Source organism: Ramlibacter sp. G4-7, from assembly GCF_057784995.1.
On the sequence record NZ_JBYNTT010000005.1, the window covers coordinates 257,042 to 282,356 of the forward strand.

At 67.0% G+C, this 25,315-nt stretch carries 25 protein-coding genes and 1 pseudogene; 10 read left to right on the forward strand and 16 right to left on the reverse strand.

Annotated features, from left to right (window positions below; genetic code table 11):
* The first annotated feature begins 109 nt into the window (after positions 1 to 109).
* Genes AC3EGR_RS09520 through AC3EGR_RS09530 form a run of 3 tightly spaced genes read left to right on the forward strand, consistent with a single transcriptional unit; the run spans position 110 to position 2,818 of the window.
* Positions 110 to 1,654, forward strand: coding sequence for a DUF4331 domain-containing protein (locus AC3EGR_RS09520; protein ID WP_488546226.1), 1,545 nt, complete (start codon positions 110 to 112; stop codon positions 1,652 to 1,654).
* Positions 1,655 to 1,667: 13 nt separating this feature from the next.
* Complete coding sequence (locus AC3EGR_RS09525) at positions 1,668 to 1,943, forward strand: hypothetical protein (RefSeq protein WP_488546227.1); 276 nt, start codon at positions 1,668 to 1,670, stop codon at positions 1,941 to 1,943.
* Positions 1,940 to 2,818, forward strand: coding sequence for a DUF4198 domain-containing protein (locus AC3EGR_RS09530; RefSeq protein ID WP_488546228.1), 879 nt, complete (start codon positions 1,940 to 1,942; stop codon positions 2,816 to 2,818). Before AC3EGR_RS09525 ends, AC3EGR_RS09530 begins: the two co-directional genes overlap by 4 nt.
* Here the strand turns inward: AC3EGR_RS09530 and AC3EGR_RS09535 are convergent.
* Both AC3EGR_RS09535 and AC3EGR_RS09540 read right to left on the reverse strand, forming a co-directional pair.
* Positions 2,776 to 3,249, reverse strand: coding sequence for a cupin domain-containing protein (locus AC3EGR_RS09535; protein WP_488546229.1), 474 nt, complete (start codon positions 3,247 to 3,249; stop codon positions 2,776 to 2,778). The two genes, AC3EGR_RS09530 and AC3EGR_RS09535, sit on opposite strands and share 43 nt — an antisense overlap.
* Positions 3,246 to 3,905, reverse strand: coding sequence for an RNA polymerase sigma factor (locus tag AC3EGR_RS09540; RefSeq protein WP_488546230.1), 660 nt, complete (start codon positions 3,903 to 3,905; stop codon positions 3,246 to 3,248). The genes AC3EGR_RS09535 and AC3EGR_RS09540 overlap by 4 nt, the downstream gene beginning before the upstream one ends.
* Before the next feature lie 160 nt (positions 3,906 to 4,065).
* Between AC3EGR_RS09540 and AC3EGR_RS09545 the strand changes: the two genes are divergently transcribed.
* Positions 4,066 to 4,413 carry a hypothetical protein gene (locus AC3EGR_RS09545; RefSeq protein WP_488546231.1) on the forward strand — a complete coding sequence of 116 codons (348 nt, stop codon included), beginning with the start codon at positions 4,066 to 4,068 and terminating at the stop codon, positions 4,411 to 4,413.
* A gap of 9 nt (positions 4,414 to 4,422) precedes the next feature.
* On the forward strand, positions 4,423 to 5,217 hold the full coding sequence (locus AC3EGR_RS09550; protein ID WP_488546232.1) for an alpha/beta fold hydrolase: 795 nt from the start codon (positions 4,423 to 4,425) through the stop codon (positions 5,215 to 5,217).
* Between the two features lie 3 nt (positions 5,218 to 5,220).
* On the opposite strand, the gene AC3EGR_RS09555 is transcribed toward AC3EGR_RS09550, so the two are convergent.
* Together AC3EGR_RS09555 and AC3EGR_RS09560 are read right to left on the reverse strand one after the other, a co-directional pair.
* A complete protein-coding gene (locus AC3EGR_RS09555; RefSeq protein ID WP_488546233.1) occupies positions 5,221 to 5,775 on the reverse strand; it encodes a hypothetical protein in 555 nt (184 codons plus the stop codon).
* The gene (locus AC3EGR_RS09560; RefSeq protein ID WP_488546234.1) at positions 5,772 to 6,458 is read right to left on the reverse strand and encodes an ArsR/SmtB family transcription factor; all 687 of its coding nucleotides are present in this window, start codon (positions 6,456 to 6,458) and stop codon (positions 5,772 to 5,774) included. Before AC3EGR_RS09560 ends, AC3EGR_RS09555 begins: the two co-directional genes overlap by 4 nt.
* 63 nt (positions 6,459 to 6,521) lie before the next feature.
* Between AC3EGR_RS09560 and AC3EGR_RS09565 the strand changes: the two genes are divergently transcribed.
* Positions 6,522 to 7,511 (forward strand): hypothetical protein, encoded by a 990-nt coding sequence (locus AC3EGR_RS09565; RefSeq protein ID WP_488546235.1) that lies wholly within the window; start codon positions 6,522 to 6,524, stop codon positions 7,509 to 7,511.
* Positions 7,512 to 7,519: 8 nt separating this feature from the next.
* Positions 7,520 to 7,864, forward strand: coding sequence for an antibiotic biosynthesis monooxygenase family protein (locus tag AC3EGR_RS09570; protein WP_488546236.1), 345 nt, complete (start codon positions 7,520 to 7,522; stop codon positions 7,862 to 7,864).
* A gap of 132 nt (positions 7,865 to 7,996) precedes the next feature.
* Here AC3EGR_RS09570 and AC3EGR_RS09575 read toward each other — a convergent pair whose 3' ends face one another.
* Positions 7,997 to 8,626, reverse strand: a complete 630-nt coding sequence (locus AC3EGR_RS09575; protein WP_488546237.1) for a DUF1294 domain-containing protein — start codon at positions 8,624 to 8,626, stop codon at positions 7,997 to 7,999.
* Between the two features lie 688 nt (positions 8,627 to 9,314).
* Here AC3EGR_RS09575 and AC3EGR_RS09580 point away from each other — a divergent pair.
* Positions 9,315 to 9,686: a hypothetical protein gene (locus tag AC3EGR_RS09580; RefSeq protein ID WP_488546238.1), complete on the forward strand. Its 372-nt coding sequence runs from the start codon at positions 9,315 to 9,317 to the stop codon at positions 9,684 to 9,686.
* An 84-nt stretch (positions 9,687 to 9,770) separates the two neighbouring features.
* Here AC3EGR_RS09580 and AC3EGR_RS09585 read toward each other — a convergent pair whose 3' ends face one another.
* Complete coding sequence (locus AC3EGR_RS09585) at positions 9,771 to 11,972, reverse strand: xanthine dehydrogenase family protein molybdopterin-binding subunit (protein WP_488546239.1); 2,202 nt, start codon at positions 11,970 to 11,972, stop codon at positions 9,771 to 9,773.
* A complete protein-coding gene (locus tag AC3EGR_RS09590) occupies positions 11,969 to 12,439 on the reverse strand; it encodes a (2Fe-2S)-binding protein (RefSeq protein ID WP_488546240.1) in 471 nt (156 codons plus the stop codon). The genes AC3EGR_RS09585 and AC3EGR_RS09590 overlap by 4 nt, the downstream gene beginning before the upstream one ends.
* Positions 12,440 to 12,612: 173 nt before the next feature.
* Between AC3EGR_RS09590 and AC3EGR_RS09595 the strand changes: the two genes are divergently transcribed.
* Entirely contained in the window at positions 12,613 to 13,101 is a 489-nt protein-coding gene (locus tag AC3EGR_RS09595; protein ID WP_488546241.1) for a DUF456 domain-containing protein, read from the forward strand.
* Between the two features lie 12 nt (positions 13,102 to 13,113).
* Here the strand turns inward: AC3EGR_RS09595 and AC3EGR_RS09600 are convergent, their stop codons facing one another.
* The 6 genes and pseudogenes from AC3EGR_RS09600 to AC3EGR_RS09625 form a co-directional block, all read right to left on the reverse strand.
* A complete protein-coding gene (locus tag AC3EGR_RS09600) occupies positions 13,114 to 14,094 on the reverse strand; it encodes a Bug family tripartite tricarboxylate transporter substrate binding protein (protein WP_488546242.1) in 981 nt (326 codons plus the stop codon).
* A 4-nt stretch (positions 14,095 to 14,098) separates the two neighbouring features.
* The gene (locus AC3EGR_RS09605; RefSeq protein WP_488546243.1) at positions 14,099 to 15,013 is read right to left on the reverse strand and encodes an alpha/beta hydrolase; all 915 of its coding nucleotides are present in this window, start codon (positions 15,011 to 15,013) and stop codon (positions 14,099 to 14,101) included.
* A 241-nt stretch (positions 15,014 to 15,254) separates the two neighbouring features.
* Positions 15,255 to 16,886: a tannase/feruloyl esterase family alpha/beta hydrolase gene (locus tag AC3EGR_RS09610; protein ID WP_488546244.1), complete on the reverse strand. Its 1,632-nt coding sequence runs from the start codon at positions 16,884 to 16,886 to the stop codon at positions 15,255 to 15,257.
* Between the two features lie 363 nt (positions 16,887 to 17,249).
* Positions 17,250 to 17,939 (reverse strand): DUF4145 domain-containing protein, encoded by a 690-nt coding sequence (locus AC3EGR_RS09615; protein ID WP_488546245.1) that lies wholly within the window; start codon positions 17,937 to 17,939, stop codon positions 17,250 to 17,252.
* A gap of 209 nt (positions 17,940 to 18,148) precedes the next feature.
* Positions 18,149 to 18,619, reverse strand: coding sequence for a nucleoside deaminase (locus AC3EGR_RS09620; protein WP_488546271.1), 471 nt, complete (start codon positions 18,617 to 18,619; stop codon positions 18,149 to 18,151).
* Positions 18,608 to 19,121, reverse strand: a pseudogene (locus tag AC3EGR_RS09625) (TMEM175 family protein); the annotation flags it as partial. The pseudogene AC3EGR_RS09625 and the gene AC3EGR_RS09620, both read right to left, overlap by 12 nt.
* 196 nt (positions 19,122 to 19,317) lie before the next feature.
* Here AC3EGR_RS09625 and AC3EGR_RS09630 point away from each other — a divergent pair.
* A complete protein-coding gene (locus AC3EGR_RS09630; RefSeq protein WP_488546246.1) occupies positions 19,318 to 19,983 on the forward strand; it encodes a hypothetical protein in 666 nt (221 codons plus the stop codon).
* 116 nt (positions 19,984 to 20,099) lie between these two features.
* Here AC3EGR_RS09630 and AC3EGR_RS09635 read toward each other — a convergent pair whose 3' ends face one another.
* The 3 genes from AC3EGR_RS09635 to fdhF all read right to left on the reverse strand — a co-directional run bounded on the left by AC3EGR_RS09635 (position 20,100) and on the right by fdhF (position 25,307).
* The gene (locus tag AC3EGR_RS09635; RefSeq protein WP_488546247.1) at positions 20,100 to 21,038 is read right to left on the reverse strand and encodes a RelA/SpoT domain-containing protein; all 939 of its coding nucleotides are present in this window, start codon (positions 21,036 to 21,038) and stop codon (positions 20,100 to 20,102) included.
* A gap of 300 nt (positions 21,039 to 21,338) precedes the next feature.
* Positions 21,339 to 22,094 (reverse strand): hypothetical protein, encoded by a 756-nt coding sequence (locus tag AC3EGR_RS09640; protein WP_488546248.1) that lies wholly within the window; start codon positions 22,092 to 22,094, stop codon positions 21,339 to 21,341.
* A 378-nt stretch (positions 22,095 to 22,472) separates the two neighbouring features.
* Entirely contained in the window at positions 22,473 to 25,307 is a 2,835-nt protein-coding gene (fdhF, locus tag AC3EGR_RS09645) for a formate dehydrogenase subunit alpha (RefSeq protein WP_488546249.1), read from the reverse strand.
* Between the last annotated feature and the right edge of the window lie 8 nt (positions 25,308 to 25,315).

The window sequence follows — 25,315 nt, forward strand, 5'->3', positions numbered from 1 at the left end:
TCCCCCGAGTTCGCCTTCATGGCGATACTCGAGGCGTCGTCCTACAAACCGGAAGGGGTCTGGCTTCGTACTCGGTGTGACGGATGTCCGTCGTCCACCAGGAGTGCTCATGCCAAGCCCCACCCCCTCCCCATTGAGTCCGCCGCCTGCCTTCGGCAGAGCCGCGCGTGCGTGCCTGCTTTGCCTGGGCGCAAGCCTGGCGGCAACGAGTTTCGCGTCAAGCCACCGCGAGGCTCCGTTCGTGGCGGGGCAGCCCCAGGTGGACGCCACGGACCTGTACATGTTCCGCAGCTACGAGCCGGGCCGGCAGGACTTCGTCACCATCCTGGCGAACTACATCCCCTTCCAGGATCCGCAGGGCGGCCCGAACTTCTACATGTTCAACCCGAACGCGCTCTACGAGATCCACATCGACAACAACGGCGACGGGGTGGAGGACCTGACGCTGCAGTTCCGGTTCAGCAACACGTCCAAGGACACGGCGCTGACGGTGGGCAACAAGTCGACCAAGATCCCGCTGATCAACAGCGGCCCGATCAGCGGCGTCAACGCGGCCACCCTCAACGTGCGCGAGACCTACACGGTGAACCTGGTGCGCGGCGACCGCCGTGGCGGCGCGCGCAGCGCCGTGACCAACGGCGGCAACGCCAGCTTCGACAAGCCGGTGGACAACATCGGCGACAAGAGCTTTTCTTCCGGCTATGCCGCCTATGCGGCACAGCACGTGTACACGGTCAACCTGCCGGGCTGCGCGACACCGGGGCGGGTCTTCGTGGGCCAGCGCAAGGAGCCGTTCTACATCGCGGTGGGCAAGATCTTCGACCTGTTCAACCTCAACCCGCTCGGCCCCGAGTCCGGCGGCAACAACAACGACCTCGAGGCGAAGAACGTCAGCACGATCGCTGTCGAACTGCCGATCGGCTGCGTCGCGACGACTTCGGATCCAGTGATCGGCGCCTTCACCACGGCAAGCCTGCGGCAGGCCCGGCTGATCGATGGCGCTCCCACCGGCGGGCTCGGCAAGGCCAGCAAGGACGGTGGCCCGTGGGCGCAGGTGTCCCGGCTCGGCATGCCGCTGGTGAACGAGGTCGTGATCGGGCTGGCCGATAAGGACCGCTTCAACGCGTCCAAGCCCAGGAACGATGCCCAGTTCGCGGACTACGTCACCAACCCCGCGTTGCCGGCGCTGATCGAGTCCCTCTTCCCCTCGGCCAAGGCACCGACCAACTTCCCGCGCACGGACCTGGTGGCGGCGTTCCTCACCGGGCTGTCGGGCCTGAACCAGCCAAGGAACGTGGCCCCTTCGGACATGCTGAGGCTCAACACGTCCACCCCGCCCGTTGCGCCTGCCGCGCAGAATCCGCTCGGTGTCGCCGCGGGTGACAACGCCGGCTTCCCCAATGGACGCCGGCCGGCCGACGACATCGTGGACGTCGAGCTGCGGGTGGCGATGGGTGCGCTTTGCGTGCTGACCGGCGCCACCGACACCCTGAAGGTCGGCTGCAAGCCCGCGGATGCTCCTGCCGGCGGCCTGGCCTTCACCGATGGCGTGCGCAAGACGGCGGCCAACTACGGCGCGGCCTTCCCCTACCTCACGACGCCGCTGCCGGGCAATTTCAATCCTGCCGCGCCCGCCGGCGCGAGTTTCCCTTGAGAGGAGAGGCCTGATGAACCGACTGCAATCCAGGTGGGTGGCGGCACTGGCCCTGCTCGGTGCGGCCGCGCTCGTGACGGCTTGCGGGGGCGACAGTCACCGCAACGTCAATGGCCCGGGCAACGGCAACGCGGCATCCGAGGTCCCGCAGTCCGCGCAGGACAGCATCGAAGGCCTCAACGCGTTCCTGAAGGACCTGATCGCGAACCGGACCGACGAGACGAGCGAACCGATCGTGCTGGGCAACGCCACGCTGCCGACCAGCGAGACCAGCGAGCCCCTGCCTTGATCCCAGGGTGGCCGCGTCGCGGCTGCCGGCAGGCGCTGGCAGCCGCGTTCCTGCTGGCAGCCGCCGCACTGGCGGATGCGCATGAATTCTGGATGTTGCCGGACCGGTTCAGCGCGGAGGCCGGCGACACGGTCAAGCTCTCGCTCTGGGTCGGCCAGGACTTTGCCGGCGACCAGGTGGCCATCTCCGGCCCCCTGGTGGCCGACTTCCGCCGCTACGCCCAGGGCCGCAGCATGAACCTGCGGCCTCTCGTCCCCGCGCGCGCGGCGACTGCGGTCCTGCACATGCGGGTGCCGGAGGCCGGCACCCATCTCTTCGCGCTGGACACGACCCCGAGCGCGATCGTGTTGCCCGCGGACAAGTTCAACGCGTACCTGGAAACCGAGGGCCTGCGCGCCGTCCTTGCCGCACGCGAACGCGCCGGAACAAGCGCCATGCCGGGGCGCGAGCGTTTCCGCAGGAACATCAAGACCCTGGTGCAGGCCGGCGGGGCAGGCGATGCGACCGTGTCGCAGCGCACCGGCCAGCGCCTGGAGATCGTGCCGCGCTTCGATCCGCTGCAGTGGCGGCCTGCGTCGACCGCGGGTTTCGACGTGATCTTCGATGCGCAGCCGCTGGACGGCGCACTGCTCAAGCTATGGCACAAGGAGGGCGAAGAGCTCGTCGTGCGCCAGGGCGTTTCCGATGCCCGCGGCCGCGTGGATCTCGCCTTGCCCGCCGGGGGCATCTGGATGGCCAGCGTGGTCCACATGATCCCCACGCAGGACTCCGCCGATTTCGACTGGGACAGCTACTGGGGCAACCTCACGTTCGCCCTGGGGCGCAGGCCCGCTCAGGAAGCGTCGAGCAGGGACTCGGGCACGCCGCGCAGGTAGACGAGCGAGCCGGTGTCCGTGGTCACGCGTCCGTGCCAGCTGCCCTTGCGCGCCAGGTGGTAGTCGCCGGCGTGCAGCACCAGGCTGTCGCCGAAGCGAACGGTTCCCTCGAGCACGATGCATTCCTCGTCCCGGTCATGCACGTGGCCCGGCAGGAAGGCACCCGGCACCATGCGCCAGAGCGAGGGCCGCCCCTCAGCAGATGCGCAGAGGATCTTGCGTTCGACGCCGGGAGCGACCGTTTGCCACGCGCCTTCCGACGCACGCACGGTGTCGCAGGTGCCCTGGCCTTCACTCGCGATCGTGTCCAGCACGCGGCCCTTGACGCGGGCGATCAGGGCGGCGTCGTCCGCGCCCGCCAGCTGCTCGTCCAGGGCGCGGCGCACGGAGGGTGCGAGCCGGGACGAGCCGGGAGGTCCGGAATCTTTCATGCGGATGGAGGCATCGTTCGTGCCGCCCTGTCCCGCGAAAGGAGAACGCCCAATTCCCGGCGCAGCTTGTTCTGCGCGCGCGACATCATCGTTTTCACCGTGCCCAGGGGCAGGCCGGTGAGATCTGCGATCTCCTGCTGCGTGTGGTCCCGAAAATAGGCCAGTCCGATCACATTGCGTTCATCCGTACTCAGGCAGGGGCCCGACAGCATCAGCCGGACCAGTTTGCTTTCCTCCGCGCTCGACAGGAGTTGCTCAGGGTTGTAGCGCGTATTGCCCTGCTCCGCAAATGCGCAGGCGTCCTCGTGCGCATGGCCGTTCCCATGCACCTTTTCGCGGCGCAGGTGGTCCAGCGCGCGGCTGCGGGCGATCGTCCGCATCCAGGCGCCGGGCGAGGCGCGGTCGCGGTCATAGGTGCGCAGCGTCCGCCAGACCTGCAGGTAGGTTTCGGCCAGCACGTCCTCGGCTTGGCCGTCGCGCACCACGCTGCGCACTTCGGCAAGCAGCCACCGCACCGTCCGGTCGTAGAGCGCCTCGAAAGCAGCCACCGAGCCATGGCTCGCGAGCGCGACTAGTTCCGCCAGCTGCCGGTTTTCCTCCGCCCATTCGTCGGCGACACCTTCGGATCCGGTCGACTGCGGGGAAAGATTTTGCAATTTGTGCCAGCGGTAAGCAGTGGCACTGTAGGCACGCCCTCGATGTGCCCCTGTAGGAATTCGCCTCGTTCACGGTCGGTCCCCGCAGGGTGGCGGCGGCGCCGTCCTACGGGCAGCGGCCGCACTGCTGCCTAGGATGAATCCATCACCGAGGGACACCATGGCCGCAAGAGACGATTCCCCGCCGGGCTCCGGAACAACAGCGCATCCGGGCGATCCGCTCGATCTCGCCACCTCCGTGGCGGGCGAGGAAGATCCGGGTGCTTCGATGGACACGGTGCAGCCGCGCGGCAACGAAGGCCGAAACGACCAGCCTGCGGGCCAGGCACCCAGGCAGCCCGCCAACGCGCAGGCGCAGATGGCGCCCGGCGACGAGGCACCGGCCGGCACGCCCAGCACCGGCGAGAGCGTGTGCCCGCAATGCGGCGGCAGCGGGCGCCTCGGCGCCTCGTCGTGCGCCAACTGCCTCGGCACCGGCAAGGTGATCGTCGGGATCGGCGGGGCCTGAACAGCCTGCATGCCGATGCCGCGCGACCGCATCGGCGTCCTTCCACCCGTCCGCGCGCTGCAGACGCGCAGCGGCCGGCTGGGCTACATGCTCTCGGGATCGGGTGATCCGCCCATCGTGCTGTTCAGCGGAGCGGGCATGAGCCTGCAGGCGTGGGAGCCGCTGTATCCCGCGATCGAAAAGCTCGGCACGGTGTTCGGCTGGAACCGCTTCGGCATGCAGGGCAGCGACCCGCCCGTGCAGCGGCAGACCGGTACCGTCGTGCTCGCTTCCCTGCGCGAGCTCCTGGGCTACAGCGGCCTGCCGGAGCCCTTCGTGCTGGTCGCGCACTCCTTCGGCGGCCTGTTCGCAAACCTCTACGCGCGCCTGTATCCCGACCAGGTGGCCGGCGTGCTGTTCCTGGAGTCCACGCATCCCGACGACCATGAACTGCTGCAGAAGCACGAGGAGCACCTGGTGCACGCGCTGGGCAAGCTGCTCACGCTGCCCGAAGTCTTCTTCCGCCCCAACGTGCAGCGGGAGCTCGCCTGCGTGGAGGACACCGTGCGCGAGATCGCTGCGGCGGGGCCGTTTCCCGACATTCCCGTGCGCGTGCTCACCGGCGGGCTGACCCCCAAGGGCGCGCTGATGTCACCCGCGGCCGTCGGCGCCCGGCGTGCGAACCAGCAGGCGCTGGCGCGCCTGTCGCCGCTGGGAGAGCAGGTGATCGCGGAGAAGAGCGGGCATTTCCCGCAGCTCACCGAGGCCGGGCTGGTGCTGGACGTCCTGTCGGACCTGCTCGCGCAGGTCCGCACGCCCGCCTGAGGCTCACTCCCGGCCCTGCGCCTGCAGCCACTTCACGCCGTTGAAGTAGTAGACGCGCGAGGCCTTCTCGATGAAGGCGTCTTCGATGCCCGCGTACTTCATGCGCACGACCACGCGACCGAGCTTGTCCGTCTGGCGGCGATGCGCCTGGGGTGGCGCGATCGCGGCGATGGTGCGCGCGAAGCCGATCTTGCCGCCGCCCACTTCCTGCAGGAAATCCGCGTCCTTGCGCTCCGAACCGGGCACTTCCACCACGGACTGCGCGGTGCCGCCCGGGTACACGAGGATGCGCGATGCGCGCTCGATGGAGCAGAGCACGGCCCAGTCTTCGCGCTCCTTGCCGAGGAAGCTGCCCCGCGCGAAATTTCCCGGCCGCGCGTGGCTGAAGGCCTGCGGGATGCGGCAGCCGCGGCGCTCGAGGTCGGCGCGCGCGGGCGCGGGCAGCGCGGTGACCTCCGCAGGCGCCAGGCGGCGCATCGTGCGGTCGGCGTCGGTCCATTCGTCCGCATGCGCGGTGCCGAAGAGGGCGCAGGCCAGCAAGGTTGCGACCGCCTTCATGCGAGCTTCACCCCCAGCGCCGCCAGGCCGTCCTCGCCTGCGGCCGTGATCCGCACCTCCCGCGTGTGCTTCCTGCGCTCGATCCACTTGCGCTCCTGCAGCTCCTGCGCCAGCGCCGCGCCCAGGGCGCCGCCCAGGTGGTCGCGCCGCTCCGACCAGTCGAGGCAGCGGCAGGCGAACTGGCGTCGCCGCGTGGCCGTCGCTTCGAGGTCGATGCCCAGCTGCGCCAGCCCCTTGGCGCCGCGCGGCGTGAGCGTGAGCTGCTTGGGCTCCACGTCGTCCTGCAGCCAGCCCTTGCGCAACATGTGGGCGAGCAGGCCCGTGCCGAGCGCGCCGGCCAGGTGGTCGTAGCAGTAGCGCGCGCGGCGCAGGGGCAAGGGCGTGGTCACGCGCACCGGCAGCGGCTTGCGTGGCGCCACGCGCATCAAGTTCTCCACCAGCTGCGCGACCTGCTCGGAGGCGAAGCGGAAGTACTTGTGCCGGCCCTGCGCGGCGGCCTCGAGCAGGCCGTCCTCCAGCAGGCGTTTCAGGTGCGTGCTGGCGGTGGCAGGCTCCACCCCCGCGCCGAGTGCCAGCTCTTTCGCGGTGAGGGCGCGGCCCTCCATCAGCAGCGCGAGCATCTGGATGCGGCGCGGGTCGCCGACGGTGGTGGCGATGCGGGCGAGGTCGGGTTCGGCTTCCATGCTTCGATCCTAATCAAACTATTGCGGCTCGCCAAATCGCGGGCCGTGGTCCACACTGCATGCATGGAAGAACCGCGCCATGTGCTCGCAGCGCCGAGCCATCCCGATCCGTACGCCTGGTACGCGCGGCTGCGCGTGGCGCACCCCATCTTCTTCGATCACGGGCTGGGGCTCTGGGTCGTGAGCGGACCTTACCTCGTCGAGCAGGCCCTGGGGCATCCGCAACTGCGCGTGCGGCCGCCGGCGGAACCCCTGCCGCGCGCATTGCAAGGTCGGGCGGTGGGGGAGGTGTTCGCACAGCTGGCGCGGATGAACGACGGCGACTTTCATGCGCGGCATCGGCCCGGGGTGGAAGCTGGCATCGCAGCATTCGACGAGGCCGCGGTGGCCCAGGCGGCGGAGGCCGCAACGCGCTCGCTCGTTTCGCACTGCGATGCCAACGGCTTGCTCTGGTCCATCCCGGTGCAGGCGATGGCGCGGCTGCTCGGGGTGACCGAGGGCGAACTCGATCGCACCGTCGCGTGGGTGCACGACTTCACGCAAGGCATTGCGGCTGGTGCGAGTGTCGACGCCGTGGAGCGCGCCGATGCGGCCTGTGTGGGGCTGATGGCGCAGGGCGAACGCGAAGGCTTGTCGCGTTCGCGGTCCGCGAATCGCATCGCGCTCATGCAGCAGGCGCTGGACGCGACCTCGGGGCTACTGGGAAACGCGATCCGCGCTGCATTGTCGGGGGACACGCGTGATGCGACCCAGATGGTTGCAGCCTTGGCGCGCACGGATCCCGCGATCCACAACACCCGCCGCTTCGCGGCCGCCGACCTGGAGCTCGGCGGGCAGGCGATCGAAGCAGGGCAGGGCCTCGTGCTCGTGCTGGTGCCGGAGTGCGCCTTCGGACGCGGCGCGCATGCCTGCCCGGGCGAGCGCATCGCCCTGCGCATCGCCGCGACCGCCTTGCGCACGCTGCAATCCTTGGCGCCGCTTTCGCGCACCTTCGGCAAGTTGGACGGCTACCGCCCCCTGCCCAATGCACGCATCCCTGTCTTCACTTCGTGAGGAAACCCATGGTCACCGTGATCTTCGAAGTCTGGCCCCATCCCGAACACCGCCAGCCTTACCTCGATTGGACCGCGGAGCTGAAAAGCGAGCTGGTGAAGATGGAGGGCTTCCTGTCCATCGAGCGCTTCCAGAGCCTCACCGATCCCGACAAGCTGCTGTCGCTGCAGTTCTGGCGTGACGAGGAATGCCTCGCGCGCTGGCGCAACCTGGAAGCGCATCGCGCCGCCCAGAGCGCCGGCCGCCGCACCATGTTCAAGGAGTACCGGTTGCGGATTGCGGAGGTGACGCGGGATTATGGGAAGGACGCGCGGGAGCAGGCGCCGGCGGATTCACGGGCGAGGCATGGGTGAGGTGTGTGAGATGGAGGCACCCTATGGATTGCGGGTCAAGCCCGCAATGACATGCTTCCTTTGCCGCGGCCGGTTCCCTGTAGGCTGGCGCGGCGCCAGCCGCGGACGGTGAGCGGCCGCGAACCCCAGCGTTCACGCACCCAGCACCCCCCGCCCCATCGGCGAACAAACGAACAAGAACCCCGCCACGTTCAGGGCCACCGTCCCCCGGAACACACCTCGAAATTCCGCCTTCGCCGATTTGTGCCGCAGCACCTGCTGCGCGATCAACGCCCCCGGCCAGCCGCCGGCGAGGGCCAGCAGGTGCAAGGTGCTCTCCTTCGTGCGCCACGCGCCACGCTGCGCCGCCGACTTGTCAAACGCGTACGCGAAGAAGGTCACGATGCTCGCGCCCACGTAGACCAGCGGGAACCACGCCGGCGGCCTCCACAGGAGCGCGACCACCAGGCAGAGCACAACGAACGGCAGCAGCACCAGCAGCGTCGCCGTCGCGAACTGCGCAGGGGCTTCACGCCTTCCTCTTGGCCGCGGCGGCGCCCGCACCGCCCGCGCTACCCGCACCACCTCCACGTTCCGCGCGCGCTTCTTCCCCTGCGGCCCGGGTTCCACGTCGAAGGAAAAGCGCTGCCCCGCCTGCGGCCGCCCGCAACCGCGCGGCAGGGACTTGATGTGGACGAAGATCGTGTCGCCGCCTTGCGCGGGCTCGATGAAGCCGAAGCCGCGTTCGTCGTTCCAGGAATGCAGGGAGCCTTCGAAGCGCATGGGCGGCGTTATACGCGATCAAGGCCGCAGCAGCTGCTCGCGCCCATCCTCGTTGCGCAGGCGCAGGGAGCTTTCCCTGCCGCTGGCCTGAGGTGCCGCGCGGTTGCCAGTTGTGACGCAGCAAGCAGTGAGAAGATGCTTCCCTCCAAGACCACGGCCTTTGTCGAGTTCATCCTGAAGCCATTCAGAGCGGCTGGCTTCGACCGGCCCGCCGACCGCAGGGCGCATCCTTGCCGGCGGGCGGCGCACTCGCCTCGCTCGAGTCGATCGGCGCTGCCGACTTGACCTGGTCATTGCGGGGACGTAAAAAATTCTGTCGCCGCATTCAGGGATTGGAATAGACTGCCTTCGCTGGCGCTTCACAAGAGTCTGCATCTCCAGGTCACTCGTACCCTGCTCCCGCCACGGCGAGCCGCAGCCGAATCTCCGACCGATGATTTCTTGGCGCCAGCACTGCGTGGCTTGGCGCTGCGCGGCATCTTGACTTGCGATGCGCAGGACCTGCGGGTTCGGGGTCGACGGGTGGCTCACGGCCTCATCCGTCGGATTCATCCTGTCCAGTCGTGGTCGGACCATCTTCGTCTCGTCCTGGTCGGCTGCATTGGTGCGCATGCCGCCGGAGCAGCAGCACGCCGCTCCGCCAGGTCCGTGTCCAGCACCAGTGGAACAACATATGCGAATCCCTCCCTTGACCCGCGCCACGGTCCGCCCGGTGTCCTCTCATCCGATGCGCAAAGCGCGTGAGTGGCTCGTCCGCAGCACTTCCAGGAAGCGCGGCGTTGCCCATCCGCGCAGTGGACCCGAGAGACTCCGTGAGCGCGGGGTGCAGGACAAGGCAGCAGATCGCTCGATCTGGGTGGTGGTTCTGGCCGCGATCATCTTCTATGCACTGATGGTGGCTGCGGGACCGGTCAGCTTCGAGGTGTCGGTGCCGGACCTCGATCTGGGTGCCGGAATCACCATGACGGATACGGGAGAGATCAAGGTGAAAAATCCGCTGCCGACGGGACCGCCTCGCGTACCAGCGGAGTCCGAGTACGAGGGCATCACGACGCCTTGAACCTTTGCGCAGCACCGGCGCGGCCGCCGCCTGCGCTCATGCGGCACCTCCTTGGGACGTGCCAAATTTCTGCGCTAACCGCCCTCAAGCGAACGCTGCCTTCACCCTCTCCCGCGTGAAGGGCACACTGCGCAGCCGCACGCCGGCCGCATCGAACACCGCATTCGCCAGTGCCGCCGGCACGGGCGCCGAGGCCGCCTCGCCGGCGCCCAGCGGCGGCTGGTCCAGCCGCTGCACCAGTTCGATGTCCAGCCGCGGCACCTCGGGGAAGCGCAGCAGCGGGTAGCCCGCCCAGTCGACGCTGGTCACGCGGCTGCGGTCGAAGGTGGTTTCCTCGTGCAGCGTGCGCGAGAGTGTCTGCAGGATGTTGCCTTCCACCTGCGCGCGCACGGTGTCGGGGTTGATCATGAGGCCGCAGTCGTGCACGCAGGCAATGCGCAGCACGCGGATGGCGCCGCTGCGGCGGTCCACCTCGACGTCCATGCCCATCGCGACGAAGGTCTCGTTGTGCTTGTAGTGGATGTAGGCCATGCCCCGGCCGCGGGCCAGCGCGGCACGCGCGTCCGGGCCGGGGGAAGGGCGGGGCTGCCACTTCATCAGCTTCGCCAGCCGCTCGATGGTCTCGCGCCCGCGGGGCTGCGCGAGGTCGCGCAGCCGGAACTCCAGCGGATCGACCTGGGCCTGCGCCGCCAGTTCGTCGGTGAAGCCTTCCACCGCAAAGCAATTGGCCACCTTGCCCGGCGCGCGGATGTTGGACGGGCGTAGGGGCGCGTTCTCCAGCCAGTGCACGTGCACGCGCACGGCCTTGGCGGCATAGGGCGGGTCGCCGTTCTGCGAAATGAGGCCGGTCGCCTGGCCCTTGGGCTGCGGCAGCCCGGCAGCCTGCGGCGAGAGCAGCGGGATCCACGCCAGGTTGGCGGTCGCGCGCGGCACCCACATCTCGGTGTTCCATGCATCGATGCGCCCCTCGGGCGTGAGCGTCGCGCTGAGTTCCAGCACCTGCGGCGGGCCTTTGGGGTCCCAGCCCAGTTCGTCCTCGCGGCTCCACTGCACGCGAACGGGCGCACCCAGCGCCTTGGACAGCATGGCCGCCTCGACGCTGGCGTCGTCGTGCCCGTTCATGCCGTAGCAGCCGGCGCCATCGAGGTAGACCGTGCGCACCTTCGCCTGCTCCAGGCCGAGCGCGGCGGCGCAGGAGACGGCCAGTCGGTGGCTCGCCTGCGACGCGGTCCAGACCGTGGCGCCGTCGGCACGCACGTCGGCCACCGAGCAGGAGGGACCGATCGAGCCGTGGGACTGCACCGGCCAGTAGTAGGCCGAGCGCAGGTGCTGGGGCGCGCTGGCCATCTCCGAGAGACGGCTCGCATCGCCCTTGTTCACAAGCGTCTCCTCGGCCCCGAACGGCCCGGCCTTGGCCCAGGCCAGCACGCCTTCGTGCGAGGTGAGGGTGGCGTTCTCGCTCCATTGCACCTTCAGCTCGCGGGCGGCGCGGATCGCGGCCCATTCGTCCGTGCTGGCGACGGCGACGAAGTCCTGGATGCGCACCACGCGCACGCCCGGAAGCTTCGCGACGGAGGACTCGTCCATCGCCACCACGCGCGCGCCGACCGCGGGCGGACGCACCACCCGCGCATGCAGCATGCCGGCCAGGGTGAAGTCGTGCATGTAGACGTGGCGGCCGGTGATCTTGCCCGGCACGTCCGGCCGTGGCAGCGGCTTGCCAATGAGCTGGAACTCCGACGGCTTCTTCAGCGGCACGTTGGCGTTCATGGCGATCCGCAGGGGCGCGTCGCCCGTGAGCTCCGCCACCGCGACCGAGCGGCCGTCGGAGGCCAGCACGCGCCCGTCCTGCAGCTTCAGGCTGGCGGCGTCGGCGGCTAGCCTGGGGGCCGCCAGCGCGAGCAGCCCTTCCCGCAGGCTGGCCGCCGCGCGCCGCAGCTCCACGCCGCCCCGCATCACGCCGCTGCTGCCTGCCGTAGGCCCCTGGTTGGGGGTGAGCGCGCTGTCGCCTTCGACGAGCTCGATGCGCGCGACGGGCAGTGACAGTTCCTCGCCCACCATCTGGCGCATCGCGATGCGGTGGCCGGTGCCGAGGTCCACCTTGCCGGAATAGACCACCAGCGAGCCGTCGGGCCGCAGCGCGAGGAAGGAGTCGACCTGGTCCAGCGGCAGCGGGCCGCGGGCGGCCGGAACCTGTGCCGCAGCGGGTGGCAGCTGGCCGAGCAGCGAGAAGCCGACGAAGCACACGCTGCCCTTGAGGAGTTCACGGCGGCGCAGGTCCATCATGCTTCCCCCTGGCCCGAGGCACGGGCGATGGCGCGCAGCACGCGGTCGTGCGACCCGCAGCGGCACAGGTTGCCGGCGAGCGCCGCCTGGGCCTGTTCACGCGTGGGCTTCGGGTTGCGCGCTAGCAGGGCGGCCGCTGTCATCACCATGCCATTTGTGCAGTAGCCGCACTGCGCCGCCTGTTCGGCGATGAAGGCGGCCTGCACCGGATGCGGCTTCTCCGGGGTGCCCAGGCCTTCGTTGGTGGTGATGCGCTTGCCGGTCGCGTCGGACAGCTTCACGACACACGAGCGCACGGCCTGGCCGTCGATGTGCACGGTGCAGGCGCCGCACTGGCCCAGGCCGCAGCCGTACTTGGGCGCGTGCAGGCCCAGCGTGTTGCGCAGGGCGTAGAGCAGCGGCATGTCGCCGTCCCAGGCGTCCACCTGCTGCGGGGAGCCGTTGACCATCAAGCGGTAGAGCGCCATGGAGCCTCCTGAGCGTGCGGGGGGAGGATAGGGGAAGGGCCCTTGCGGCGCAATCGGCCGGGTGACCCGGTGCCGGCACCCGCGGCGGCGTGCGGCAGCCTTCCCGGCACCCCCAAAAGCCGCGAACGGACTACGCTCTCCTCCCGAGACCAAAAAACCTGAATGGGAGCGACATGCAAGCGAGCCAGTCCCTGTTGTGGATCCTGAGTGTCGGGCTGATCCTCGTCGGCCTGGCGGGCATCGTGCTGCCGGCCTTGCCGGGCACGATCCTCGTGTTGGGCGGCATCGTGCTGGGCGCCTGGATCGACGACTTCACCCGCGTCGGCTGGATCGCGCTCACAGCGATCGCGGTGCTGGCGGTGCTCGCCTGGGCGATGGACTACGTCGCCGCGATGCTGGGCGCCAAGCGCGCCGGGGCGAGCCGGCAGGCCATCGTCGGCGCGGCCATCGGCACGGTGGCCGGCATCTTCATGGGGCTGGTCGGTGTGCTGTTCATGCCGCTGGTGGGCGCCGCCATCGGTGAGTACATGGCGCGGCGCAACCAGCAACAGGCCGTGCGGGTCGGCATCGCGACCTGGCTCGGCCTCATGGCGGGGATGCTGGCCAAGTTCGTCCTGGCCTTCATGATGATCGGGATCTTCGTGGTGGCGCTGCTGGTGTAGCGCCACCCCGCCTCACTCGAGCTTGATCCCTGCTTCCTTCACCACCTTGCCCCAGCGATCGAGTTCCTGGGCCATGTAGGTGCCCAGCTCCTGCGGCGTGGACGACGTGGGCTCCACGCCGGCGTCGAACAGCGCCTTCTTCGTGTCGGCCGAGGCGAGCAGCTTGTTCACTTCGCCGTTGAGCTTCTGCACGATGTCCGGCGGCGTGCCGGCAGGCGCGAGCAGGGCGAGCCACACCGAAGCGTCGTAGCCAGGCACACCCGCTTCCTGCAAGGTGGGCACGTCGGGCAGCTGCGGCGCGCGCTTGGCGGTGGTGACGGCCAGGGCCTTCAGCCGCCCTTGCGGCACCTGCGCCAGCGCGTTGGGCACGCCGGCGAAGCTGCTTTCCACCTGGCCGGCCACGAGGTCGTTGGCGGCGCCGGAGCTGCCCTTGTACGGCACGTGCTTGAGGGGCGCGCCCGTCAGCGCCACGAACAGCCCGCCCATGAGGTGCTGCGCGCTGCCGTTGCCCGAGGACGCGTAGTGGATCGTGTCCGGCGCGGACTTGGCGAGGGCGATGAACTCCTTGACGTCCTTGGCCGGCACCTTGGGATGCACCAGCAGCACATAGGGCGAGTCGACCAGCTTGCCCACCGGCGTGAAGCTCTTGATCGGGTCGTAGGGCAGGTTCTTGTAGATCCAGGGGCTGATCACGTGCGTGCTGGAGACCATCAGCAGCGTGTAGCCGTCCGCAGGCGCCTTGGCGACGAAGTCGCTGCCGATGCTCGAGCCGGCGCCGGGCTTGTTCTCGATCACGAACTGCTGCCCCATGGCCTGCGACAGCTTCTGCCCCAGGATGCGCGCCACCACGTCGGTGAAGCCGCCGGGGGCGAAGGGCACGATCAGCTTGACCGGCCGGTTGGGGTAGTTCTGGGCGCCGGACTGCGCGTGCGCGGAGAGCGTGCCCAGCGCCAGGGCCAGGCCCGTGAGGATGGCGGGAAGGGTGCGTTGCATGGCATCACCCCGTGTACACCGGGTCCTGCAGCGTGAAGAACGCATGCAGGATCTGGTAGACCATCATGTAGTTCTTCTGCTGGAAGCTCGCGTGCGAGATGCCGCGCATCACGCTGAACTGCTTCTGCATGTTCGGGAGCTTCTCGAAGAAGGCCAGCAGGTCCGGCACGCTCGCGATGCCGTCCCATTCGCCGCGCAGCACGATCGTCGGCACGTCGATCTTCTGCGGATCCACCAGCGGCAGCCGCGAGCACATGTCGACGTAGGTGCCCGTGGGCATGGAAGAGTCCAGCGTGAGGATGGCGTCGGCGAACGCCTCGATCGTGGCCTCGTCGGCGGTGCCGGGGTGGTCGCGGTTGAAGATGCTGTGCACGAAGGCGCGGTCGATGGGCCGGCGGTTCTTCGCCTGGAACTCGGGAAGCTTCTTGCGCCGCTGCTCCAGCGTGGGGCTGCCTTCGCCGGTCCAGACGAAGGCGTCCAGCGCCAGCTTGGCCACGCGCTCGGGGTGGCGCTGCGCGAACAGGGCCGCCTTCAGCGCGCCGGAGGAGATGCCGTACATCAACACCTTGTTCGCACCGGTCTGCTTCTGGACGTACGCGGTGCCCGCTTCGAGGTCATCGGCCCCGCAGCTGATGCTGGAGTTGTGCGGGCGGTCCTTGGTCGAGCGGCCGTAGCCCTCGTTGTCCATCGTCCAGGTGTCGAAGCCCTGCTGCGCGAACCAGTCCATGGCCGACGAGAACGGTCGCCCCGGCACGTGCAGGTCGAACGTCGGCTGCGAGGCCATGGAGGAGCCGTGCACGAAGAAGATGGTGCCGGCATGGGGAACGTTGGGGGCGGCTTTCTTGTTCCACAGGAACAGATCGACGTCGCCCTTGCGCGTCCAGTGTTCCGTGCCGCCGGTCCATTTCACTTCGGTCATCGAGAGCGTCTCCTTGTTCGGAATGTGCGGGGGCATTCTGGAGGGGGGCTCGCGTGACGTGCAAGCGGGAGGACCCTTGCGCGGTTGAAGGAATCCGCGAGTGACCGGCTGGTTCAGCCGGCGCCGTCATTCCCGCGAAGACGGGAACCTAGAGCTTCCGTACTCAGCGGCGTGTGTTGACCGTCGCATGTCCCTCGCGCGGTACCGAAGAGGCTGGCGCCGCCTGGCGCCAGCGCCCACATCAAGGATTGCTGCAGGTGAAGTTGGCAGCGTCGTCAATGCTGCCAGTGCCCTTGTACGTCGCGACCTTCGGGTACGGACACAACGGTCGCGTCCGCGCGGTCACGGTGGATGACGCCGTGCGGGACGCGATCGGCGTGTTGCCGGCATTCGTGCCATCCGGTGCAACGCCGTTCTCCACCCAGTTTGCGAGCGACGTCATCAGCTCGAAGTTCGTCGTACCGCTGCCGCCGCCGCAATGGTCCATGCCAGGCACCATGTACAGGCGAGCGAAGGAGTCGACCTTCTGGCCACCCATCTGGGCCCGCATGCGGCTCCAGAACTCCAGGCTTAACGCCGGCGTGATCAGAGAGTCGGCCCAACCGTGGTACATGAGGAATTTGCCCCCGCGATCCGCGAACGCCGAATAGTTGCCATTGATGGCGTCGTAGGTGGGGCCCTCCTTCTCGCGGGCGAGGTCGACGTCCGTGTCCCAGTTGAAGTTCCGGAAGTCATACGTGGGATTCCCGAGAACCGCATAGCGCCAGTGGTTCGACCAGCTGCCCTGCGGGCTGTCGGGCGAGGTGGTGCCGGTCGGGAAGAAGTTGCCGCCGATGGCGTCCGGGTACCCCAACGCCACCACCTCGCCGGTGGACTTGCGCCGGCCCGCCTGCGCCGTCTTCAGCGCCGTAACCTGTGCCTGGGTGAGGCATGCCGCGGGATCGGCGCCAGGCGCGGTGCACAGCATCTCGGCGACGTCATAGTTGCAGCGGCGGGGGTCATCGAGGACACCGTCGGCCAGCTGGTCGATGCCGGGCTTTCCGTCGCACGCAGCGAGCGTCTTCGCGCGCACGGCGGACTGCAGGGCCTTGGATACGCCAGCTCCGGCCGTGTTGTATTGGGCGAGAGCGGCGTTTGCCTCCGCCGCCAGCGTGCCGGTCCAGTCATTGGCCGGTGCGCCGGCGATGATGCCGTCGTAGTCCTCCGGATAACGCTGCATCTCCATGATGCCGTGGTGACCGCTTTGCGAGCAGCCGTTGTAGTAGGCGCGCTTGGCTGCAGTCGCGTAGAAACGCGTGGTCAATTCCTTGCCGACCAGCGTGCTCACGTGCATGGCGCGGGACGCGAAATCGAGCTTGCGGTCCGGCGTGAGTGCCCAGTCCACCTGGCTGTTGGGGTGCCCGTTGTTGTGCCCGATGCTGGCGTAACCCATGGCAAGGTGGGCCTTCACGCTGGAATAGGCGATGTAGCCGCCCGATCCGCCGGACGCCGTGCCTGCGAACTTGCCGTTCCAGGCCTTGTCGAGCGGCATCCACAGCTCGAACTGGATGTCGGAAGCCGCGCTCGGACGGATCGAACCCGCCACACGGCAGAAGGGCGTCGTCATGGTCGCGGATCCGCCGCCGCCGTTCGGGCTGGTCCAGGGTTGCGCGGCGCTGGCATCGATTTGCTCGGACACCGTGATCACGGTGGGGGCCGCGGACACCGCTACCCCAGCGAGGTCTCCGCATTTCAAGGCCGTCGGAGGGGGCGGAGGCGGGGGAGGAGCAGCCGTGCCACCGCTGTCGCCACCCCCGCCGCCGCATCCACTCAGGACGGCGGCAGTGAAAGCGAGGCTGACCGCGCGCAGGCGGTTGCCAGAGAGTTTCTTCATCATGTCTCCTGTGTCTTCTTCGCTGAACTGCTTGCTGCACCATCGAGCGTGGTGCGCAGCCAGTGTAGAAAGTGGCTACCCGATCACGGTTTCGGGTAAACGTCAGAAGCTTGATTACTTACTCCGTGGCTCATCCGCAGTGCGCGACACCTGGCGGGGATCACGGAAAGCAAAAAGCACCGCGGAGGGTGCTTACCAGGAGCTCATGGTCGGTGGCATCGAGGCATGGCACTGCGTCGGAACGCCAAGCCTCAGCAACAGTTCAGCTAGCCCGCGCGACGAAGGTTCGTCAACAGAGCGGTCAATGGCAAGGCAGTTCCATGCCGTCATTCCCGCGAAGTCAGGAACCCAGAGCTTCCGTATTCAGCTGGCGGCGCGGCGTGGCAGCGCCTGCGTCACGCCGTTCTCGGCGGGCTTGCGATCACGGAGTGCCTGGATGCGCTTGGGGATCAGGTACAGGTACTCGAACAGGAAGTCCATGTACTGGATGATGTCCGTCGCATCCTGGGCGCTGGCCGCGGCCTGACCGGGCTGGAGGTTCGCCAGGTCGTTGCCAAGTTCGCGCACGTCGCGCGACCACTCCTGCATCTGCGGCGGCAGGAAGCCTTTGCCCGCGAGGTCATCGATCTCCTGCTGGAGATCGGCCCCCTTCGCGACGTACCCCCGAAGAGCGAGCTGCACCGCGCCGCGGGCCATGACGGCGGCAGCATCGAAGTTGCGCCCCACGAGGTTCCTCTTCGCCTGGAGCCAGTACCGGGCCACGTCTTCCGGAAAATCATCGGGTGCGGTGTCGTACTGGAGCGGCCAGGGCTGGACCCTGAAGCCATGCCGATCCTGGCTCGCCGCCCAGATCACCTGGACAAAGGATCCGCAGGCGGTGCACTTCAGCGTGTCGAAGTTCAGGACCTTGGCCCCATTCGGCTGCTTTTTCTCGGCATGGAATTCCGTCGAGAACTTGCCTTGCCCCGAACAGAACGCACAAGTGATCTTGTCTAACGCGAGCTTCGTTCCCGGATGTCCGGACCACTCGCCAAGGCTCCACCAGCTATCCACAGTCTCCCCCTTTGCCCTATTACTGCCAACCCTAAAACCTATTACAGCATGAGGCAAGCTCACCGTGGGACGTCTGCCTCGGTCCGATGCGGATCGGCCGGATCCACCAACGACTACTCGGAATGGGAGACAGCCTAGGGAAAGTCAGGAGACGGGTGTCACCCATCCGCGGCGAGTTTTTGCTAGCCATCCGCTCGCGGTTGGAGCCGTCATCGTGCACCTTGCCCTGGAGTGCCAGCATCGGTGAACGATGCGCCGAAGTACATGCGACTCACTCCGGCCTCGGCCGCTGCGGCCTCGCACAAACTGCAAGGCCGCGATGTGGAGAAGAGCACCGCACCAGGAAATGTCTGCCGTCCGAGCCTGCGGCGCGCGTCGCGAATGGCCTCGCGTTCTGCATGTGCGCTGGCGTCGTTGTTCTTCACGACCCGGCTCGGCCCCTCGCCGATGACGGACCCACCGAGCACGAGCACTGCGCCGTACGGTTGATCCCCCCACGACTCCGCGAGGCGCTTCATCTGAACGGCCGCCTCGAACCAACGCAGCTCGGGCTGGACTGCGCGGGATGGCGCACCGGCCTTCGCGCCAGCGCCTGCGAGGAACAGGGACACAGCACCAAGGATCGCCGTCCTTCGGCTGAGTGGTGCAGAGGAGGTGGGATGGGGGCTCATGACGTACATGGCCTGTGCGACCCATTGCACGAAGAAGGCGGAGGCGATGCCAAGCAGGTACAGCAAGGGGGGAGAGCTTCCCTTTCCAGTCACTGCCCACGGCGACCTTGAGAACCGACGCGGGACCCTCGGACGCGATGATTGTCTGCTGCAGGATCCAGTACGCGATCCGCCATCAGCAGCACGTCGCCGTAGAGCGCGGACGGCATGGCGGCGAAGTGGTTCTCGCCCATCCAACCCGTTGCGAAGGGAAAGAGCGAAAGCCAGAGAGGAGGTGGAGGTTGGCTCAGACGACGGAACCGGAAGTCACCCGGCACGCGTGCAGCATGTGGTGGTGGTTGTTCCAGTAGATCCCGACGTAGACGAAGCTGAGCACGCTGAGGAAGACCGGCACCAGCGGGAGCAGGGATTCCAATGAGTCGCCGTGCGGCACCTTCATCTCGAGCACCATGATCGTGATGATGATCGCGATGACGCCATCACTGAATGCTTCCAGCCGACCCTTGCCGATGGGACCTCCGGGTGTGCCGCGCGACCGTCGGCTACTTGCGGGGGATTTTCGCATCGCACTGGTTCGGGCTCGCGCTTGAGCGATGGAGGGGGCGTCCCTGAAGGTCCGACGCTAAAGCGGTGCAAGCTCCGTGTCCGTGTCGAACGACCTTAGAGCTCACTGCCACCTTCCTTCGCTCTCATGGCGGTCACGGGGCGTGTTTGGCTACCAGGCACATGCACCAGGTGAGCTCGACGCGCCGGCAAGCTGGCAGGCTCTCGAGATAATTGACAAAGCGCTTAAAACGATTAATATGCTTGAAACCACTTCAATCGGCAGGAGGATACCGATGCGTCCCGTCTACCTCGAAGATGACGTTTACGACCGAGTAGCCAAGCTGACGCTCGAAAGCGGCAAGTCTGCGTCTGCCTGGTTGCGCGACATGCTGCAGATTGAGACGGCGACTGCCGCGCAGGAGCGCGCGACGATTTCCCATCCCCCTCCGAGCGAAACGAAATCGGCGACCGCCAGCGCGAATCCGGAGCACGAACTGAGTGGGGTGTTGGAGGAGGCCACGTTTCGGACGTCCACCACGGCGGTTGCAAGAATGCTGCGCATCCTCCAAGCTGCGCACGAACTCAAACCGGACAGTTTCTCGAAAGTGCTGTCCATCAAGGGCCGGGATCGGGTTTACTTTGCGCGGAGCCGGGCCGAAATAGCCAAGTCCGGCAAGCACACACAGCCACACGCAATTCGCGGCTCGGAGTACTGGGTGATGACGAACTCACCTACGCCACAGAAGCAAGCAATGGTGCGTGACGTCCTGACACTCCTCGGCTTCTCCTCGGCGGCCGTGAATGCAGCAACTGCGCTGGTGCAGTGAGCTCGTGAGCTCTAACGTAAAGGTGAGCCGCACCCAGCGGCAAGGCGCCGCGGGGTGTACGGTCTTCCAACACGCTTGGCGGCGCCTTGCCTCTGGAGTCGGTCTCGACCGTTCTGTTAGACCGCACGCCGGTACCTGCGAATGAACTTGTCTACCTTGTCCAAGAAAACCTCTGTGTCTAGGTAGTAGTTTGGATAAGACTCTCTGATGGAACGCAGTGAGTCGGCCCCAACGAGCACTGCCTGCGCCCCGCTGTAATCAGATAAATCCGAGAAGAGCGATAACTGACCGCCAATTGGGTTCATCGGGAGTATTCGCTCGTACATCTCGTATTCTCGGTATGCCTCTTCCGCCTGACCCCGAGAGAATGACTTGATCTGCAACTGCTGTTGGTCGGGCAACAATACGAGCAGAAAGTACGCAGCCGACTTTGCGCTCTGGCTTTCTGTCGCACGGAGTGCGGCCCGATAGGCGGTGAGCTTCTTGTGTACGTCCAACTGCTTGCCGAGTGCAAGGAGCGTTCGAGCAAGCGTGCCCCGCGTTGTCTCCACCGCGACTGCTGGAACCGGGCTTTCTGTGTACTCCAAGGCAAGCGCAGCGTTCTGGAAATAGGTCAGCCAGGTTCGCTCGCCTTCACTGGCCTTCAGCGCCTGTCCAATGACGGCACCGACAGTCTCGACAGCGGTCGCCCAGGCGTGCTGGGTGCGCGTTCGAAGTTGAACCTCGAACATTAGCTTGTTGTACTGAGGATGACCGATGCTCTTGAATCGGTAAATGAGATGGAGGCTACGGTAGCCCGACTGCTTCGGTCTTGTGATGTAGTCGTCTTCGGTCACAAACTCGTGCAGTGACTTGCTCTTGCGAAATTGGTCGCGCAACGCATAGACCTGATCGATGGATTCCGTGACGGCACGACACCCACCTATATCTTGCATCTGGGTGAGGCGCATGCTCGATTCCTTTGCAAGCTTGGAAAGGATCGATCGAGCCCGCTTCAGGCGCTGTACGACAAGAGCGCCCGGTGCAACACGCTTGACCTTCTGGCGCAAGTCCATCGTGACCGTGTTGAGTGGAAACGCATGAACCGAACGCCAGTTCGCCAATGCGTCCCACGCGTCCTCAACGGCCGCCTGAGAAGCCCCTTCTGTGAGGAGCGTACGACCGGCGCGATCTACCGCGCCTCGACTAACCCTCAGAGTGTCGTGTGCCATCGCTTGTGCGGTCTACCGTCGGAGTTGACCGGCACGCAGCTGCATTGCGCCGCGACGCGTACGCTCACCTGCACGCCTCGCGGCGCAATGCAGCTGCGTGTCCGCGTCGAACGACCTGTTAGGCCTCACGCGCGCAGGAGACATTCACTTGCTCCTTCCAAGATACGCGGCGAGACTGAGAACCACCAGGCTCAGCGTTGAGATGACCTGGACGAAGACCATGTTCGCAGCGAACGAGTTTGGTACGGCCGAATACGCGTAACCCACATTGGTCAGAGTCCCCACGTTCAGGGCCAGGATCATGGCATCGTACGCGTTTGGGATGGGCAGAACTGTGTACGCAGCCGCCGAGTACAGGTAAATCTCGAGGTAGCTTGTCAGGGCCAATCGGACGCGCTCCTCCTTAGTCAAACCAGTAGATGCGGCCGTCGTCTGAAACACGTCACGAACGAATGCATATGTGATCTCGTAGCTGCGCGAGACGAACCGAATCACGCCCGCAGTCGCAGCCACGAGGAAGATGGCCGAGAACGGAGCGATGGTCTTTGCCGTAATACACACTACCGCCAGCGCGAGGCTTAACCACACGTTCAAGCGATTGTTCGATACAACGTAGGCCTTTAACAGCCCTGCCTGCTGCCCGGGCGGGGCCGCGGCAGCAAGCCGAAGTTTGAACCGTCGTGCCCACCAATAGTCCGGACTAAGAAAGAGAGCGTGCTCCTGTCCCGATTTCCAAGACTCCCGAGGGAGAGGACCCGACGCCAAGTTCCAAGGGTACAGGCGGTCCTTGAGGAGATACACGACAAAGCTGTACACCCAAAACACGACGAACGCCGATGCAACGTCCAAGATGAGGCCTAACGCAATTTCGACGTCGCTCCCAAGCCTCTTATCCCACACACGTGGTCACTGCAAGTCGAGGAGGTGGGTGCAAGTGATTGATTGATCTGAGCCCGGATCCCCCGGCTCGGGTCGCACATCTTCACAGCCCCGATTCTCTTATCCCGCAGAACGCGCATTTAGCGGCCTGACGGATAAAAGTGCCGGATAACACCGGTCGGCGTGCCCATGTGCTTCCCCCTTATGCGCGTAAGTTCGCGCCCTTGTTCATTTTCTGGGTGGATCCTAAAGGGGAGCGTGAGAGAAGTACACCGCCCAGAAGGTGCATCGTGAGGAAACACAACGTCTGAGGGAGTGCGCCAAACAAAAGCGCCGCGAGCGGCGCTTTCTGGGGGGCCCTGGGCCCCGCCTTCGCGGGGATGACCTGCTACTTCCGACCTACGCCAACTCCTCCTGCAACTTCCTCAATATCTGCCCCCCACCAAAACTCACCTGCTCCGGTGGCGTCCCACCGGCCACCACGCGGATCGCGCAGTACTTCAGTTCCGGGATCTTCGCCACCGGGTCGAACGCATCGTTCGTCACCCGGTTGATCGCCGCTTCGTAGTAGCAGAAGGGCACGAACACGGCACCACGCGGCGAAGTCTCGTCCGCACGCCCATACAGCGTCACCTTGCCCCGCCGCGACTCGATCGTCAGCAGCTCGCCCGGCTTCACGCCCAGCACTTCCAGGTCCAGCGGATGCACCAGCGCCACCGGATCGGGCTCGATCGCGTCCAGCACCGTGGCACGCCGCGTCATGGACCCCGTGTGCCAGTGTTCCAGCTGCCGGCCCGTGATCAGCACCATCGGGTACTCAGCGTCCGGGCGCTCTGCGGCAGGGATGATGTCCGCGGGCACGAAGCGGGCCTTGCCCTCGGGGCGCGGGAAGTCGTCGATGAAGACGACCGAGTCGCCCGGGTCGCCTTCCTTCACGCACGGATAGGTCACGGAGCTCTCGCGCTCCAGGCGGTCCCAGGTGATGCCGCCGATGCTGGGCATGGAGTGCCGCATCTCGTCGAACACCTCGGACACGTGCTTGTACTTCCAGTCCAGGCCGATGCGGTTGGCGAGCTCCTGGATGATCCAGAGGTCCTGCTTCGCATCGCCGGGCGGCGGCACGGCCTGGCGGCCCAGCTGCACGAGGCGGTCGGTGTTGGTGAAGGTGCCGGTCTTCTCGGGGAAGGCGCTGGCGGGCAGCACCACGTCGGCCAGGCAGGCGGTCTCGGTCAGGAAGATGTCCTGCACCACCAGGTGCTCCAGCTGCGCGAGCGCTTCGCGGGCATGGTTCGCATCCGGGTCGGACATCGCGGGGTTCTCGCCCATGACGTACATGCCGTGCACCTTGCCCGCGCTGATCGCGTGCATCACCTCGATCACGGTCAGGCCGGGCTGGTCGTCCAGCGTGCCGGGCTGCAGGCCCCAGTGCTTCTCGAAGCGCGCGCGCACCTCGGGCTCCACCACCTTCTGGTAGTCGGGGAACATCATCGGGATCAGGCCGGCGTCGGAGGCGCCTTGCACGTTGTTCTGGCCGCGCAGCGGGTGCAGGCCGGTGCCGGGGCGGCCGATCTGCCCGGTCATGAGCGACAGGGCGATCAGGCAGCGTGCGTTGTCGGTGCCGTGCACGTGCTGCGACACGCCCATGCCCCACAGGATCATGGAGCCGCTGGAGGTGGCGAACAGGCGCGCCACTTCGCGCAGCGTCTCGGCGGGGATGCCGCAGACCGGCCCCATCTCCTCGGGGCTGTAGCCCACGAGGTTCTTCTTCAGCTCCTCGTAGCCGGTGGTGCGGTCCTCGATGAAGGACTGCGCCACCAGGCCCTCGTGCACGATCACGTGCATGATGGCGTTGAGCATGGCCACGTCGGTGTCCGGCTTGAACTGCAGGTGCATGTGCGCCAGGCGCGTGAGGTCCGACTGGCGCGGGTCCATCACGATCAGCTTGGTGCCGTTCTTCGCCGCGTTCTTCATCCAGGTGGCGGCCACCGGGTGGTTCACGGTGGGGTTGGCACCGATCACGACGATCACTTCGGCCTTGGTCACGTCCATCACGGGGTTGGACACGGCGCCGGAGCCGATGCCTTCCAGCAGCGCCGCCACCGAGGAGGCGTGGCACAGGCGCGTGCAGTGGTCGACGTTGTTGCTGCGAAAGCCCGTGCGCACCAGCTTCTGGAACAGGTACGCCTCTTCGTTGCTGCCCTTGGCGGAGCCGAAGCCGACCAGGGCCTTCGGGCCCTTGGTGTCGCGGATGGACTTGAGCTTGCCGGCGGACAGCGCCAGCGCTTCTTCCCACGTCGCTTCACGGAAGATCTCGTGCACGCGCTCCGGATCGAACACCGCCTTGGGGTCCTTGGGCGCGTCGGCGCGGCGGATCAGCGGCTTGGTCAGGCGCTGCGGGTGGTGCGCGTAGTCGAACCCGTAGCGGCCCTTCACGCACAGGCGGCCGTGGTTCGCGGGGCCGTCGCGGCCCTCGACGTAGAGGATCTTGTCGTCCTTGACGTGGTAGGTGAGCTGGCAGCCCACGCCACAGTAGGGGCAGACCGAATCGACCGCCTTGTCGGGCACGGGCAGGGCGGCGCCGCGCGCGGGCATCAGGGCGCCCGTGGGGCAGGCCTGCACGCATTCGCCGCAGGCCACGCAGGTGGACACGCCCATGGCGTCGTCCATGTCGAACACGATCTTGGCGTGCTCGCCGCGGAAGGCCAGGCCGATCACGTCGTTGACCTGCTCGTCGCGGCAGGCCCGCAGGCAGCGCGTGCACTGGATGCAGGCATCCAGGTTGACGGCGATCGCGGGGTGCGACAGGTCGGCGCTGACCTGGCCGCGCGAGGGGAAGCGCGGCTTGCCCACACCCAGCTTGGCCGACCACTCGTCCACTTCGTTGTGGCGGGTGTAGTCGGTCTCCGGCATGTCGGACTGCAGCAGCTCCAGCACCATCTTCTGGGCGGCCACGGCGCGGGGGGTGTCGCTCTTGACGTCCATGCCAGCCGTCGGCGCGCGGCAGCAGCTCGGGGCCAGAACGCGCTCGCCCTTGATCTCCACCATGCACGCGCGGCAGTTGCCGGCGGTGTCCAGGCCCGGCTTGTAGCAAAGCCGCGGAATCTCCACGCCCTCGCGGTCGGCCACCTGGATCACGGTCTCGTTCGCGCGCGCCTCGACCTCCCTGCCGTTGAGCGTGAACCTCACGACGGGCGTTTCGATGGAGGCCAGTTCGGCACGGGTGACGGCGTTCATTTCATTCT